The organism is Paenibacillus sp. MB22_1 (assembly GCF_047200555.1).
GTDB classification, from domain to species: domain Bacteria; phylum Bacillota; class Bacilli; order Paenibacillales; family Paenibacillaceae; genus Fontibacillus; species Fontibacillus phoenicis.
In genome coordinates, this window is record NZ_JBLADV010000001.1 from 985292 (window position 1) to 998532 (window position 13241).

General features: G+C 52.8%; 14 protein-coding genes and 1 riboswitch. Of the genes, 13 read left to right on the top strand and 1 reads right to left on the bottom strand.

What is annotated here, in order from left to right:
* The first annotated feature begins 27 nt into the window (after nt 1-27).
* From ACL02P_RS04465 to ACL02P_RS04475, 3 genes are all read left to right on the top strand, one after another.
* Nucleotides 28-1650, top strand: a complete 1623-nt coding sequence (locus ACL02P_RS04465; RefSeq protein ID WP_412837317.1) for a spore germination protein — start codon at nt 28-30, stop codon at nt 1648-1650.
* Nucleotides 1651-1762: 112 nt separating this feature from the next.
* Entirely contained in the window at nt 1763-3091 is a 1329-nt protein-coding gene (gene lysA / locus ACL02P_RS04470) for a diaminopimelate decarboxylase (protein WP_260071265.1), read from the top strand.
* Nucleotides 3092-3233: 142 nt separating this feature from the next.
* A complete protein-coding gene (locus ACL02P_RS04475) occupies nt 3234-3671 on the top strand; it encodes a peptidylprolyl isomerase (protein ID WP_009225831.1) in 438 nt (145 codons plus the stop codon).
* Between the two features lie 68 nt (nt 3672-3739).
* Here ACL02P_RS04475 and tlp read toward each other — a convergent pair whose 3' ends face one another.
* Entirely contained in the window at nt 3740-3967 is a 228-nt protein-coding gene (gene tlp, locus ACL02P_RS04480; RefSeq protein WP_009225832.1) for a small acid-soluble spore protein Tlp, read from the bottom strand.
* Nucleotides 3968-4155: 188 nt separating this feature from the next.
* A riboswitch (FMN riboswitch) is annotated at nt 4156-4318 on the top strand.
* A gap of 291 nt (nt 4319-4609) precedes the next feature.
* Between tlp and ribD the strand changes: the two genes are divergently transcribed.
* From ribD to ACL02P_RS04530, 10 genes are all read left to right on the top strand, one after another.
* A complete protein-coding gene (ribD, locus tag ACL02P_RS04485; protein WP_412836874.1) occupies nt 4610-5731 on the top strand; it encodes a bifunctional diaminohydroxyphosphoribosylaminopyrimidine deaminase/5-amino-6-(5-phosphoribosylamino)uracil reductase RibD in 1122 nt (373 codons plus the stop codon).
* The gene (gene ribE, locus ACL02P_RS04490; RefSeq protein ID WP_260071264.1) at nt 5731-6405 is read left to right on the top strand and encodes a riboflavin synthase; all 675 of its coding nucleotides are present in this window, start codon (nt 5731-5733) and stop codon (nt 6403-6405) included. The genes ribD and ribE (ACL02P_RS04490) overlap by 1 nt, the downstream gene beginning before the upstream one ends.
* Nucleotides 6406-6552: 147 nt before the next feature.
* Nucleotides 6553-7794, top strand: coding sequence for a bifunctional 3,4-dihydroxy-2-butanone-4-phosphate synthase/GTP cyclohydrolase II (locus ACL02P_RS04495; RefSeq protein ID WP_016311753.1), 1242 nt, complete (start codon nt 6553-6555; stop codon nt 7792-7794).
* Nucleotides 7795-7856: 62 nt separating this feature from the next.
* Nucleotides 7857-8324: a 6,7-dimethyl-8-ribityllumazine synthase gene (gene ribE, locus ACL02P_RS04500; RefSeq protein WP_009225836.1), complete on the top strand. Its 468-nt coding sequence runs from the start codon at nt 7857-7859 to the stop codon at nt 8322-8324.
* Between the two features lie 118 nt (nt 8325-8442).
* Nucleotides 8443-9240, top strand: coding sequence for a segregation and condensation protein A (locus ACL02P_RS04505; RefSeq protein WP_016311754.1), 798 nt, complete (start codon nt 8443-8445; stop codon nt 9238-9240).
* Nucleotides 9209-9874: an SMC-Scp complex subunit ScpB gene (gene scpB, locus ACL02P_RS04510; RefSeq protein ID WP_323076758.1), complete on the top strand. Its 666-nt coding sequence runs from the start codon at nt 9209-9211 to the stop codon at nt 9872-9874. The genes ACL02P_RS04505 and scpB overlap by 32 nt, the downstream gene beginning before the upstream one ends.
* 203 nt (nt 9875-10077) lie before the next feature.
* Nucleotides 10078-10761 (top strand): DUF2953 domain-containing protein, encoded by a 684-nt coding sequence (locus ACL02P_RS04515; protein WP_412836875.1) that lies wholly within the window; start codon nt 10078-10080, stop codon nt 10759-10761.
* On the top strand, nt 10734-11225 hold the full coding sequence (ytfJ, locus tag ACL02P_RS04520; RefSeq protein ID WP_339299232.1) for a GerW family sporulation protein: 492 nt from the start codon (nt 10734-10736) through the stop codon (nt 11223-11225). The genes ACL02P_RS04515 and ytfJ overlap by 28 nt, the downstream gene beginning before the upstream one ends.
* Before the next feature lie 139 nt (nt 11226-11364).
* A complete protein-coding gene (locus ACL02P_RS04525; RefSeq protein ID WP_323076753.1) occupies nt 11365-12564 on the top strand; it encodes a D-alanyl-D-alanine carboxypeptidase family protein in 1200 nt (399 codons plus the stop codon).
* 47 nt (nt 12565-12611) lie between these two features.
* On the top strand, nt 12612-13241 hold the full coding sequence (locus tag ACL02P_RS04530; protein WP_260071260.1) for a nucleoside recognition domain-containing protein: 630 nt from the start codon (nt 12612-12614) through the stop codon (nt 13239-13241).

Here is a 13241-nt window from a genome sequence, read left to right on the forward strand (position 1 = left end):
TGGATGGAGCAGGATACGCAGGAAACGATGCAGGACGGAATGGATCAGCCGCAGGCGATCCCGGACTTCGTGCCTGAGGAAGAAGAAAATTTTCTGCAGGAGAATTATCCGGAAGAGGAAGCGATCAGACGGAAACGCGAAGCGGAGCGGTCCGATAACGTTGAGGAGTCGATCATCTATTGGCAGCAAAGCGATGCGATCAGCCGCAGTCTGACGACAACGAAACATACGCTGAAGGAAGTCATCGGAGCGGGAGAGAGCTTTGACGTTGTGTTCCGCGACATGACCTTCGGCGGCAAACGCACCTGCCTGTTCTTCATCAATGGGTTTGCGAGAACCGACGTCATGCAGGAGATCATTAAACGGCTGACGTATTTGACGCCGGAAAATTTAACGACCGGAGCGCTTCGATCCTTCTTCGAGCTCTATATTCCTCATATTCAGGTGGAAAAAACGGAGAAGCTGAGCGACGCCATCAATAAAACGTTAACCGGCATGAGCACGCTGTTTATCGAAGGCGAGCAAACCGCGCTGATCATGGATACCCGGTTGTACCCGACGCGCAGCCCAGAGGAACCTTCGCTCGAGCGCGTCGTCCGCGGTTCGCGGGACGGATTCACGGAGACCTTGGTGACCAACATTACCTTGGTCCGCCGCCGGCTTCGTGACCCAGGACTGAAGCTGGAGATGGTCAGCGTTGGCCGTCGGACCCGCACCGATGTCTGTATCGCCTACATCGATGATATCGTGGATAAGACCCAAGTCGATTCGATCCGTGAGAAAATCAAAGCCGTTAACATCGACGGGATACCTCTGGCGGATAAGCAGTTGGAGGAAGCGATCATTCACCGAGGATGGAATCCGTATCCGTTGGTACGCTACTCGGAACGTCCGGACGTCGTTGCTTCGCATTTGCTCGAAGGACGGGTTGTCGTGTTTGTGGATACATCGCCCAGCGTGATGATATTGCCGACGACCTTTTTTGATCTATGCCAGCATGCGGAGGAGAACCGGCAGACCCCATTCATGGGGACTTACCTGCGTTGGATCCGCTTCTTTGGGATTTTCGCCTCGCTCTTCCTGCTGCCAATTTGGCTGCTGATCGTCGTTCATCCGGAGTTCAAGCCGGCGGGGCTTGCCTTTATCGGGCCTCAGGAGCAGGGCAAAATCCCTCTCATCGCCCAATTCCTGTTAGTCGAGTTCGGCGTCGATCTGATGCGGATGGCGGCTGTGCACACGCCGACGCCGCTGGCATCAGCGATGGGCTTGATCGCTGCGATCCTGATCGGTGATATCGCCGTCCAGACGGGGCTGTTCGTCAACGAGGTTGTCCTTTATATGGCGGTAGCGGCCGTCGGGATGTTTGCAACGCCGAGCTATGAGTTGGGACTGGCCAATCGCGTCGTGCGGCTCGCTTTGCTTGTGGCCGTGGCGATTTTCGGCGCCGGCGGGCTGATTGTCGGGATCACCACATTTATCGTTTTGCTGACCCTGCGCCGCTCGAATAATTCGTCTTACTTGTGGCCGTTCATACCTTTTAATGCAAAGGCGATGGCCGGGGTATTATTCCGCGTTCCGGTCATGACATCCAAGCAGAGACCGTCCTCCAACAAACCGCGCGACAACACGCGAATGCCGGGCAAAAAGTGAGGCTTAGGCTTGTTTAACAAATAACACAAATGATATTCCGAAAAATCCATTTTTCAGTTTCCCGGTTGTTTGCTATACTGGTGTAAAATTGTGAAAGTGGAGGACTGCATAGATGTATTTACACGGTACCAGCAAAATTAATGCAAAAGGCCATCTCGAAATCGGCGGCTGCGATACGGTCGAGCTGAAGCAAACCTACGGAACGCCGCTGTATATCGTAGATGAAGCCCTTGTGCGGCAAAGATGCCGTGAATATATGGGTGCTTTCCGGGCATCGGGGCTGTCTTTCCAGGTCGCCTATGCCAGCAAAGCATTCTGCGTCATGGCGATGTGCCGGCTGGCCGAGGAGGAGGGCTTGTCCCTGGATGTTGTCTCCGAAGGTGAATTGTATACGGCCCTTCAAGCGGGATTTCCTGCGCAGCGAATCCATTTTCATGGCAACAACAAGACGCCAGATGAATTGGAAATGGCGATTTCCGCCGGGATTGGCTGTTTCGTAGCGGACAACTTTACGGAGCTGCACATGCTGCAGGCGCTTGCCGCCGAGAAAGGCGTTACGGTCAATGTCCTGCTGCGCGTAACACCAGGGGTGGAAGCCCATACGCATGAATATATTTCAACCGGTCAGACGGACTCGAAGTTCGGGTTTGATATCGGCAACGGTTCGGCGTTGGAAGCCGTTGATTTGGCCAACCGCAGCCTGAATCTGCATTTGCTTGGCGTGCATTCGCATATCGGCTCGCAAATTTTTGAAGTGGAAGGGTTCCAGTTGGCGGTTGAGCGCGTCGCGGCTTTTGCTATGCAGGTGAAGGATCAGCTTGGTGTGATCTTCAAGGTGGTTAACCTGGGCGGCGGCTTTGGCATTCGTTATACGGAAGGCGACACACCGCTGAAGGTGTCCGATTATGTTGGAGCGATTACGGATGCAGTGAAACGGGAGTTCGCTGATTATCCGCAGCTTCCGGAAATCTGGGTTGAACCGGGCCGGAGCATCGTAGGTGATGCTGGCACGACGCTGTATACGGTAGGTACAAGCAAGGATATCCCTGGCGTACGTAAATACGTGGCCGTTGATGGCGGAATGACGGACAACCCACGTCCGGCGCTGTACGGGTCGAAATATGAGGCGATGCTGGCCAACCGCGCCAACGATGCCAATGAAGAGATCGTGTCGATTGCCGGTAAATGCTGCGAAAGCGGCGATATGTTGATTTGGGACGTAGAGCTGCCGAAGGTGAACAGCGGCGATCTGCTCGCCGTATCCTGCACCGGTGCGTACAACTACGCGATGGCCAGCAACTACAACCGGATCCGTCGTCCGGCGGTCGTGTTCGTGCAAGACGGCCGCAGCGATCTTGTCGTGAAGCGCGAGTCGTTGCAGGATCTGGTCGCATGTGACGTGATTCCAGAACGGATCGCGAAGCAGCCATCGCTGAAATAGGCAGGAGCGATTGAAGCAACAAGGCCTAAGAGGGAGCGTGTATTCGTTCCCTGTTTGGCCTTGTTTTGCTTGTACGCGGATTTTCTAGTAAACTGTAAGAGGTTTGTCCCAGACGTTCATATAGAAGGGTGTGTACATTGATATGAAAAAAGGTAAAATCGTTTTGGAAAAAGGCGGAGAAGTCGAAATTCAGTTCCTGCCCGAGGAAGCTCCTGGAACGGTCGCGAACTTTGAGAAGCTGGCCAACTCCGGATTTTATAACGGACTTACGTTTCATCGCGTGATTCCGGGTTTTGTCGCGCAAGGAGGTTGTCCGATCGGCAATGGTACGGGCGGTCCGGGCTATACGATCAAATGCGAAACAGATACCAACGTGACCAAGCATGAGCGCGGGGTATTGTCGATGGCCCATGCCGGCAAGGATACAGGCGGCAGCCAGTTCTTTATCGTCTATGAGCCGCAGCCGCATTTGAACGGAGTGCATACCGTTTTCGGTAAAGTGATTTCGGGTATGGAATACGTGGACCAAATTCGTCCTGGGGATAAAATGAAGGAAGTTACCGTTTGGGACGAAGCTTAATCAGCCAGTAAGTAAGAGGGCCCCGCAAATCCAAGTTGGTCTTGGCGGCGGAGCCCCTTTTCATTGAATTAAGATTTTCTTTGGTGAGCGGCTTCGTCTTTGATCTCTTCGCGTAAGCCTTCGATAGCGTGCAGTCGTTTCTCGTTCTTCTCCTCGATTTGCTTCTTCTCCTGAGGGGAGATTTCGTCAGCATGTTCGCTGAGGTAATCTTGTCCTTCACGGAAATTCTTAATCGTGTTTTGGATGCTCCGTTGCAGCTTTTCCACATTGTCGGAGCGATTATCCGGTTTTGCCACGTTCATTCCTCCTGAGAATTGAATTTGTCATACGATATCGTTCTTAAGGTTAGCTCTTTAGGCCGGTTTTTATGCACATCTGCAAGTACCCGCTAGGTGGAGGTTCGCTGGCGTTGTGACAGGTGTGCTTGATTTTTTGCAAAATTAGTGCTAACATTCGTCTTGCAGTCATGCAAATTTAATATTTGGCAATCCTTCGGGGCAGGGTGAAATTCCCTACCGACGGTGATGGCTCATTGGACGCTCGTTCGATGAAGCACAAGTCCGTGACCCGCAGCGCTTACGTAAGCATGCGGCTGAGCCGGTGAGATTCCGGGACCGACAGTATAGTCTGGATGGGAGAAGGAAAACGCGAGAGCACGTACGTTATTTTATTTGCGAAGGTGTTCATACCTAAAGAGCTTCAAACGATCAAGTTCTATTTTTCACATATATACGATGGTGAAGAGTCTTGACGTTGCCAAGCTTTCGTTTTGGTCCATTGTCGTCTTGTACGATCTCAGATCGTGTCGTGGCGACAGGGAGGAGACGAAGGTGCTCTTTTTGATATGCGTAAAACCACTCTCATTTCAACCCTGCCGGATTGCGGCAGGGTTGTTTTTGTATTCTTCGCTTCACGGATTGGTGTAAGGAGGACCGCGGATGAAGGTGATTGACGACGAATATTACATGGCTCTAGCGCTGGACATGGCGGAGCGCGCGCAGGGACAAACCGGGACCAATCCGGTCGTTGGTGCCGTTGTCGTGAAGGACGGGGCATTGGTTGGGCTGGGTACGCACTTGAAGCGGGGAACTCCGCATGCCGAGGTGCATGCCCTGAACATGGCCGGTTCCCAGGCAGAAGGCAGCACCGTTTATGTCACCTTGGAGCCCTGCAGCCATCACGGGTTAACGCCGCCTTGCGCAGAGCGCTTGATTCACGAGAAGGTGCAGCGCGTCGTAGTTGCCTGCGAAGATCCAAATCCGCTGGTCGCCGGCAAAGGCATTGAGCTGCTTCGCGCCGACGGGATTGAGGTGGAAGTTGGTGTGCTGCGTGAACGGGCTTTGAAGCTGAATCGTCGCTTTATTAAGTTCATCACGACCGGCATGCCGTATGTGACGATCAAATCCGCCAGCACGCTGGATGGGAAGCTGGCGAGTCGGACGGGGGACAGCAAGTGGATCTCCAACGAGGGAGCAAGAGAAATCGTCCATACGATGCGGCATCGCCATCAGGCCATTATGGTAGGCGCCTCGACGATCCTCGCGGATGATCCGCAGCTGACTACCCGGTTATCCGTTCCGGGATTGTCGCCCATTCGCATCATCGCGGATTCGACGCTCCGCATTCCAGAGACGGCACAAGTCCTTCGGGATGGGCAAGCTCCCACATGGATTGTGACGACGGAACAGGCTGATCCAGACAAGGCAGCACGCCTCATCCACCTTGGGGCGGAAGTTCTCCGCTGCGGCAGCGGTCCGCAGGTTGATCTACGGAACGCGCTCGTTCAACTCGGACAGCGAGGGATTTCTTCTGTACTCGTAGAAGGAGGCGGACGTCTAAACGGTTCGCTATTGGAGCAGCAGCTGGTGGATGAGATCGTGCTTTTCCTTGCTCCCAAGCTGATCGGAGGAGCTGAAGCGCCCTCGAGCTTTAGCTTTGCCGGGTATGATCTAATGCGGGATGCGGTGACCTTGCGCGACATGGAAGTCGAACAAATCGGGGATAATGTGTGCATCCGGGGAGTACCGGTCTGGGCGCAGGTGAAGGAGGGAGATCACTAATGTTTACAGGACTTGTGGAAGAAATCGGCACGATGAAATCGATCAGCCGCAAAGGGGAAGCGATGATTCTGAACATTTCGGCGAAGGTTGTGACGGAAGGCATCAAGCTAGGTGACAGCATTTCGGTGAACGGAGTCTGCTTGACAGCCACCTCGTTTGACGCTTCCTCCTTTACGGTAGACGTGATGCCGCAGACGTTCCGCAACACGAATCTAAAGGATTTGAAACCAGGCAGCCGTGTGAATCTGGAGCGGGCCATGGCGGCGAATGGACGGTTCGGCGGACATATCGTACAGGGACATGTCGACGGAGTCGGCACCATTGTTGGAACGAGCCAGGATCAGAATGCGGTCGTGTTTGAAATTCGTCCAAGTAAGCCTTCCTTATTCAAATACATTATTCCTAAAGGCTCCATCGCTGTAGACGGGATCAGCTTAACGGTGGTCGAAGCGGAAGGCGGGACGTTTACGGTATCCATCATCCCGCATACGTTAGCCGAGACGGTGCTCGCCTTCAAGCGGGCGGGAGATACGGTGAATCTGGAATGCGATGTGCTTGGAAAATACGTGGATCATCTCCTCAAGTACGGCAGAGGCGGTCAGGATACGGAAGAAGCGAGCGGCGGCGAGTCGGGAATCAACCTCCCGTTTCTGGCTGCGAACGGGTTCGTTTAAATTTGATTTTAACGGAACGGAGAGCTCTGCGCTAAATAAGACCTCCTAGTTCCGTTAGCAGTGCAAATCGCCCAATGTGTTGAGGAATAACGTCTCAGAGTTCTGTTACATCAGACGATCAACATTTACTTTAAGGAGGGGAAAGTGATGAGTGACATTGTATTAGACCGGGTCGAAGAAGCGATTTACGAACTGATGCGGGGAAAGGTCATTATCGTCGTCGACGACGAAGACCGGGAGAATGAAGGAGATTTCGTGGCACTGGCTGAAAAGGCAACGCCCGAAGTGATCAACTTCATGATCACCCAAGGCCGCGGTCTGGTCTGCCTGCCGATTACGGCGGAACGGGCAGAAGAGTTGGATTTGCAGCCGATGGTGGCGCAAAATACGGATAATCATGGGACGGCCTTTACCGTCTCCATTGACCATAAAGATACAACGACGGGAATCTCGGCATATGAGCGTTCGTTGACGGTGAAGGCGATCATGGATCCCAACGCCAAGCCATCGGACTTCCGCCGCCCAGGCCATATGTTCCCGCTGATCGCCAAGAAAGGCGGCGTGCTGCGCCGCGCTGGACATACGGAAGCCGCGGTTGATCTGGCCCGGATGTGCGGGGCCTATCCTGCTGGCGTCATTTGCGAGGTTATTAAGGAAGACGGGACGATGGCCCGGCTGCCGGATTTGGTGGAGATCGCCAAAACTTATGATCTCAAGCTGATCAGCGTCAAAGACCTGATCCATTACCGCAATGAGAAAGAGAAATTGGTGAATCGCGAAGTGGAAGTGCGCATGCCAACCGATTACGGCGAGTTCCGCGCTGTCGCTTATACAAATGATGTGGATAATAAAGAACACGTTGCGCTTGTCAAAGGAGAAATCAACGGCGATGAGCCGGTGTTGGTGCGGGTGCACTCTGAGTGCTTGACCGGGGACGTGTTCCACTCTCACCGCTGCGATTGCGGTCCGCAGTTTGAAGCCGCTTTGCGCCAGATTGAGGAAGCTGGCAGAGGCGTGCTGCTATATATGCGACAGGAGGGGCGCGGCATCGGCTTGATTAACAAGCTGAAAGCCTACAAACTGCAGGAACAAGGCTTTGATACGGTGGACGCCAACCTGAAGCTTGGATTTCCGGCAGACCTGCGCGATTACGGAATTGGGGCGCAGATTCTCAAGGATCTGGGTGTCCGCAAAATTCGCTTGATGACCAACAATCCACGTAAAATCAAAGGCCTGGAGGGCTATGGCCTGGAGGTTGTCGAACGGGTACCTATCCAAATGAAAGAGAACGAGGATAACACCAAGTACTTGCATACCAAACAAGCGAAATTAGGGCATTTGCTCAAATTTGACGATGTGGAGCAGGATGAATCCTCCACTCGCGTTTAAAGGCGAAGCAAACTCCCTCTTAGCAATGATCTAACTCTACTAATAGAAAGGTTTGATGAATCATGGCAAACGTATTTGAAGGGCATTTAGTATCGGACGGGTTAAAATATGCGATCGTGGTCAGCCGCTTTAATGAATTTATTACAAGCAAGCTGCTTTCCGGCGCCTTGGATGCATTGAAACGGCATGGAGCCAAAGAGGAAGAAATTTATGTCGCCTGGGTACCGGGGGCATTTGAAATCCCGTTTGCGGCACAGAAGCTGGCGGAGAGCGGCAAATACGATGCAGTCATTACACTGGGTACGGTCATCCGCGGTTCCACCACTCATTATGATTATGTCTGCAACGAGGTTTCCAAAGGCGTTGCTGCCGTTGGCCTTAAAACCGGCGTGCCTACGATCTTTGGCGTCGTAACGACCGAAAATATCGAGCAGGCGATCGAACGTGCCGGAACGAAAGCCGGAAATAAAGGCTGGGATGCCGCACTGGCAGCTATCGAAATGGCGAACTTGACGAAACAGCTGCAATAATGCTTATCTTAATGTAGTACCCCTGAGCCGTAGGGGTACTACATTTTTCTTTTGCAACAACCGATTTTTAAGGTAAACTTATGTACATACATGTTTGCTTACGGGTGGAGGATGTTCATTGACGACAGTAACGTATAAGCTGGAAACCTTCGAGGGGCCGCTGGATTTGCTATTGCACCTGATCGATAAAGCCGAGATTGATATCCATCAAATCTCCATCAGTGAGATTACCGATCAGTACCTCGAATATTTGCAAGACATGCAGGAGCTTGAGCTGGAGGTCACCAGCGAGTTTCTGGTCATGGCTGCGACGCTGCTGTCGATCAAGAGTAAGCAGCTGCTGCCGAAACCACCCGTCATCGAAATGGACGATGATTTCGATTACTTGTTTGAGGAGGAAGAGGATCCTCGGGACGAGCTCATCCGCAAGCTGATCGAATACCGTAAATATAAAGGGATCGCTGCGCATTTGCATGAACGCGAATGGGAGCGCAGCTTGATTTTCTCGAAAGAACCGGAGGATCTGACGCCGTTTATGCCGGAGGTGCAGGAGAACCCTGTGAAAGGGCTGCATGCTGCTGATTTGATTGCCGTCTTCCAGAAGGCGATGCGTCGGGCAGCCAAGCGCAACACGGTGGCGCGGATTCACCGCGACGAAATTTCCGTTAAGGACCGGCTGAAGGAAGTCGTGTCCGCGTTCGAGCATGTGGGGAAAGGCGGCAGGTTGCTCTTTTCCAAGCTGCTGCATACGGAGATGAGTCGGCACGAAATCGTCGTCACGTTTTTGGCCGTGTTGGAACTGATGAAGATGAAGCAAATCGTCTGCTATCAGAACCGGCTTTTCGACGATATTGTTATGGAGTGGAGAGGGGAAGGAAGTATCGATGAATTTTCAGGAATTGAAATCGATTATTGAGGGGTTGCTCTTCTTGGCAGGTGAGGAAGGCTTAAGCCTCAAACAGCTGGCCGAAGTGACGGAGCAGCGGCAAGAGGTGGTGTCCGATGCCCTGCTGGATATGAAATCGTCCTTCGAGCGAGCCGGCAGAGGACTGCAAATCGTGCAGATCGCCGGCAACTACCAGCTGGCGACGCTTCCGGAGCACGCCCCTTATTTCGAACGTCTGGCTTATTCGCCTTCGCGTTCGACCTTATCCCAGGCTGCGCTTGAAACGTTATCGATTATCGCCTATCGACAACCGATTACCCGGGTGGAAATTGAGGAAATCCGCGGGGTCAAATCCGAGCGGGCGATTCATTCCCTGGTGAACAAGGATTTGATCGAGGAGGTTGGCCGCGCTGAAGCGATCGGGCGTCCGATTCTTTATGGGACAACCAAGGCGTTTCTGGACTATTTTGGACTGGCCAGCTTAAAGGATTTGCCGGATTTGGCCGATTTCGAAAGTGCCGAGGAGCTGGAGGAGGAAACGCAACTCCTGTTCCAACGCTTAGAGGAACAACAGCTGACGTTTGATGATGTGAATCAGGATTTCGTTGCGCAGGAGGAGTCACCGGAGGAATATCCCGATGATCCGGAACCAGGGAATTTATGAGGACATCCGCAAAGAAACCGCAGGCAGAACGAACCGACGATCCCGCTCAAATTGAGACGGGATCGTTTGTTATTCGGCCCCAAAACGCATTAAGTTTGTTATCGAACACTTTGCTTAAATCGTGAAACGTATCGAATGATTTCCTTTTGGAATAGCCATACTACGATGGAGTATTTTATCTGATAGGTATGGAGGGCTTTCCCGTGTGGATTTGGCTCGGAGGCATCCTGATCCTGCTGCTGCTAATAGCTGCCTTGATTTTGCTGTCTACCATTACGTTCAATTTGACCCTGCGCAAGAAAAATCGGGATGACATGGTGTTGCTGGAAGTTACGATGCTCTATGGCTTTGTTCGCTTACGTTACCAGGTACCTACGATCCGGATTAAAAATTGGCGTGACGGTGTGCAGATCGAGAAAAATCAGCCAGAGAACGTGCTGCAAAAGGAATCCACCAGCGTCGACCACGAGGTGAACAAAGACAAGGTCGAGCAATGGATGGATCAGTTCGAACGTTTGCTTCAAGCGACCAGCGGGCTGCGGGTCTGGCTTCAATCCACACTTCGCCGCGTCTCCTTCCGCAAGCTGGAATGGTCAACGAACATCGCATTAGAGGATGCGGCCCATACCGCTACATTAACGGGGGCAATATGGGGAGTTAAAGCGACGCTTGTCGGCTGGCTTACCCGCTATATTACTTTGAAGCAAAGACCTAAATTATTTGTGGTTCCTGTATTCGGCAGCAAGCCGTTATTTTCCACGGAATTCCGCTGCATAGCGCAAATTCGCTGCGGTTATGCTATCTATGCTGGACTGCTACTTATAGTTCGCGTGCTAAAAGTGAAGGGAGGAGTTAAAAAATGGCTGACCATCCTATTCAAGGACTAATGCAAACCGCCATGGAAAACATCAAGGAAATGGTTGATGTCAACACGATCGTGGGTGAGCCGGTCGAAACGCCGGACGGCAGCGTGATTTTGCCGATCAGCCGCGTGGGCTTCGGTTTTGCTGCCGGGGGGAGCGATTTTATTGTCGATGACGAACACAATAAATCGGCCACAGGCTCGTCCGAGAACGGCAAAGCCCGTCCGTTTGGCGGCGGTAGCGGCGGCGGGGTATCGATTAATCCGATCGCGTTCCTCGTCGTTGGGAAGCCGGGGGTACACATTGTACCGCTGGATAACCAAACGCATCTTGTCGAAAAAATCATCGATACGTTGCCTGGCGTCATCGACAGAATCCAGTCCATGTTCCCGAACCAACATGCATCTGCGAATGCCTCGATGGCAACAGCACAAGCCGCTCAGATGCAGGAATCGGCCGTCCAAGCCGGCATCAATCCTTTTGCATAACCGCTTTTTGACCGTTGATCCTTTCCGGGCTGCCGGGAGGGGTCTTTTTCTTGATTTCAGGTGGGACATACTCTCTTGGAAAATTGCATATAAGTAAACAAGTACCCGCTACAGTACCTGTTACCGGAGGAATCCACTTATGAAGAAAGACTCACATGACCGCAGATTTCGCACACTTTGCCGCTTATTGGCCGCGGTTCTGCTGCTCGCTTGGGTGAATCCGCAGGCCGTACAAGCTGCTCCCGCTGCGCCATCGATCCATGCTCAGGCCGCTGCGGTCATTGACGTGACTTCGGGCCGCCTGCTGTACAGCTTGCAAGGAGATGACGAGCTGCCGATCGCCAGCTTGACCAAGATCATGACCGCCATCGTGGCTATCGAGCACGGCAAGCTGTCGGATACGGTCACGGTTGGGAAGAACGCGTACGGGAAGGAAGGCTCATCCCTATATCTCCATTTAGGGGAAGAGATGAGTCTGGAAAATATGCTCTACGGGCTGATGCTCCGTTCGGGCAACGATGCCGCGACAGCGATTGCTGAACATGTGGGCGGCTCGGAAGAAGGCTTCGTTTATTTAATGAATGAAAAGGCCAAGCTGCTCGGACTGACGCATACCCATTTTCAAAATCCGCATGGTTTAGATGCCGAAGGGCACTATTCTTCAGCCAACGATTTGGCCAAGCTGACAAGCTATGCTTTGAAAAATCCGCATTTTAAGGAGATCGTCCGAACGCCCAGCAAAACCGCGCCAAATCCCAATGATCCGTGGGATTATAAATGGCTGAACAAGAACAAGATGCTGCGCTTCTATGATGGGGCGGACGGCGTCAAAACCGGCTATACCAAGACGGCCAGACGCTGTTTGGTGAGCTCCGCGACCCGAAAAGGACAACAAATCGCCGTTGTTACATTAAACGACGGGGATGATTGGAATGATCACCGCAAGCTGTTGGACTACGGTTTTGCTAACTTTCCGCTGACGACGTTGATCGGCAAAGGGCAAGAGATTGAAAACAGCCTGGTTACCGGGGCGGAATTCAAATATGCGTTGGCACCGGAGGAAGTCGGTCAGATTGAGAGAAGGCTGAAGCTAGTAGAGGCGCGCACAGGCTCGTTTGGTTATCGCGGAAGAATCAGCGTTCGATTAAAGGGAGAAGAAATCGGCACGGTGCCGGTTTACGATAAGGTCAGCTACAACCCGTCCCTCATGGAGAGGGGAAGCGAGCCGAATGTCGGCGGAGCCTTTGGTTTTGCCTCGGACCATAAGGTAATTCAATTACCTTCCGATTGGTCCGGGGCGTTAAAGAAGGTGTTGCAAACCTTGCTGTTTGACGTTTGAGTGTAATTAAGGGAGATAGGCAGGACTGGGCCAAGGAGGAAGGAAGAATGGTCAACAAAATATGGCTTGCGCTCATTTTGATCGGGTTTCTCTTTGCAGCCATCAAAGGGGATATCGGCACGGTGACGCAAGCGGCGTTTGACGGGGCCGCGACCGGCGTAACCGTATGCTTTGGTTTGATCAGCGTATTGGTGTTTTGGCTTGGGATCATGCGGCTGGCGGAAGATTCGGGCTTGGTGAAGACGATCTCCAAGCTGCTCGGGCCGATTGTTGCTTATTTGTTCCCCGACGTGCCGAAGAACCATCCGGCCATGGGGTATATTTTATCGAATATGAGCGCGAATTTGCTTGGGCTTGGGAATGCAGCTACGCCGATGGGGATCCGCGCCATGCAGGCACTGCAAGAGCTGAATCCGGACAAACAGACGGCGTCTCCGGCCATGTGTACCCTGCTGGCACTGAACACCGCCAGCATTACGCTGATTCCAACCACGCTGATCGCGATCCGCATCAACTTCCATTCTGCGAATCCGGCAGAAATTGTGGGGTCGACGCTGCTTGCGACGGCCATCGCCACAGGGGCGGCCATCGTTGCCGATCGCTGGTATCGCAGACGGAACACTTATCGTACTCCGCCGCAGGTCTCGGCGCCACCCGATATCTCGCTGAAAGGGTGA

Coding starts and splice junctions, on each gene's coding strand:
- ACL02P_RS04465 (WP_412837317.1), top strand. CDS start 28: ATGCAGGACGGAATGGATCAGCCGCAGGCGATCCCGGACTTCGTGCCT.
- lysA (WP_260071265.1), top strand. CDS start 1,763: ATGTATTTACACGGTACCAGCAAAATTAATGCAAAAGGCCATCTCGAA.
- ACL02P_RS04475 (WP_009225831.1), top strand. CDS start 3,234: ATGAAAAAAGGTAAAATCGTTTTGGAAAAAGGCGGAGAAGTCGAAATT.
- ribD (WP_412836874.1), top strand. CDS start 4,610: ATGAAGGTGATTGACGACGAATATTACATGGCTCTAGCGCTGGACATG.
- ribE (WP_260071264.1), top strand. CDS start 5,731: ATGTTTACAGGACTTGTGGAAGAAATCGGCACGATGAAATCGATCAGC.
- ACL02P_RS04495 (WP_016311753.1), top strand. CDS start 6,553: ATGAGTGACATTGTATTAGACCGGGTCGAAGAAGCGATTTACGAACTG.
- ribE (WP_009225836.1), top strand. CDS start 7,857: ATGGCAAACGTATTTGAAGGGCATTTAGTATCGGACGGGTTAAAATAT.
- scpB (WP_323076758.1), top strand. CDS start 9,209: ATGAATTTTCAGGAATTGAAATCGATTATTGAGGGGTTGCTCTTCTTG.
- ytfJ (WP_339299232.1), top strand. CDS start 10,734: ATGGCTGACCATCCTATTCAAGGACTAATGCAAACCGCCATGGAAAAC.
- ACL02P_RS04525 (WP_323076753.1), top strand. CDS start 11,365: ATGAAGAAAGACTCACATGACCGCAGATTTCGCACACTTTGCCGCTTA.
- ACL02P_RS04530 (WP_260071260.1), top strand. CDS start 12,612: ATGGTCAACAAAATATGGCTTGCGCTCATTTTGATCGGGTTTCTCTTT.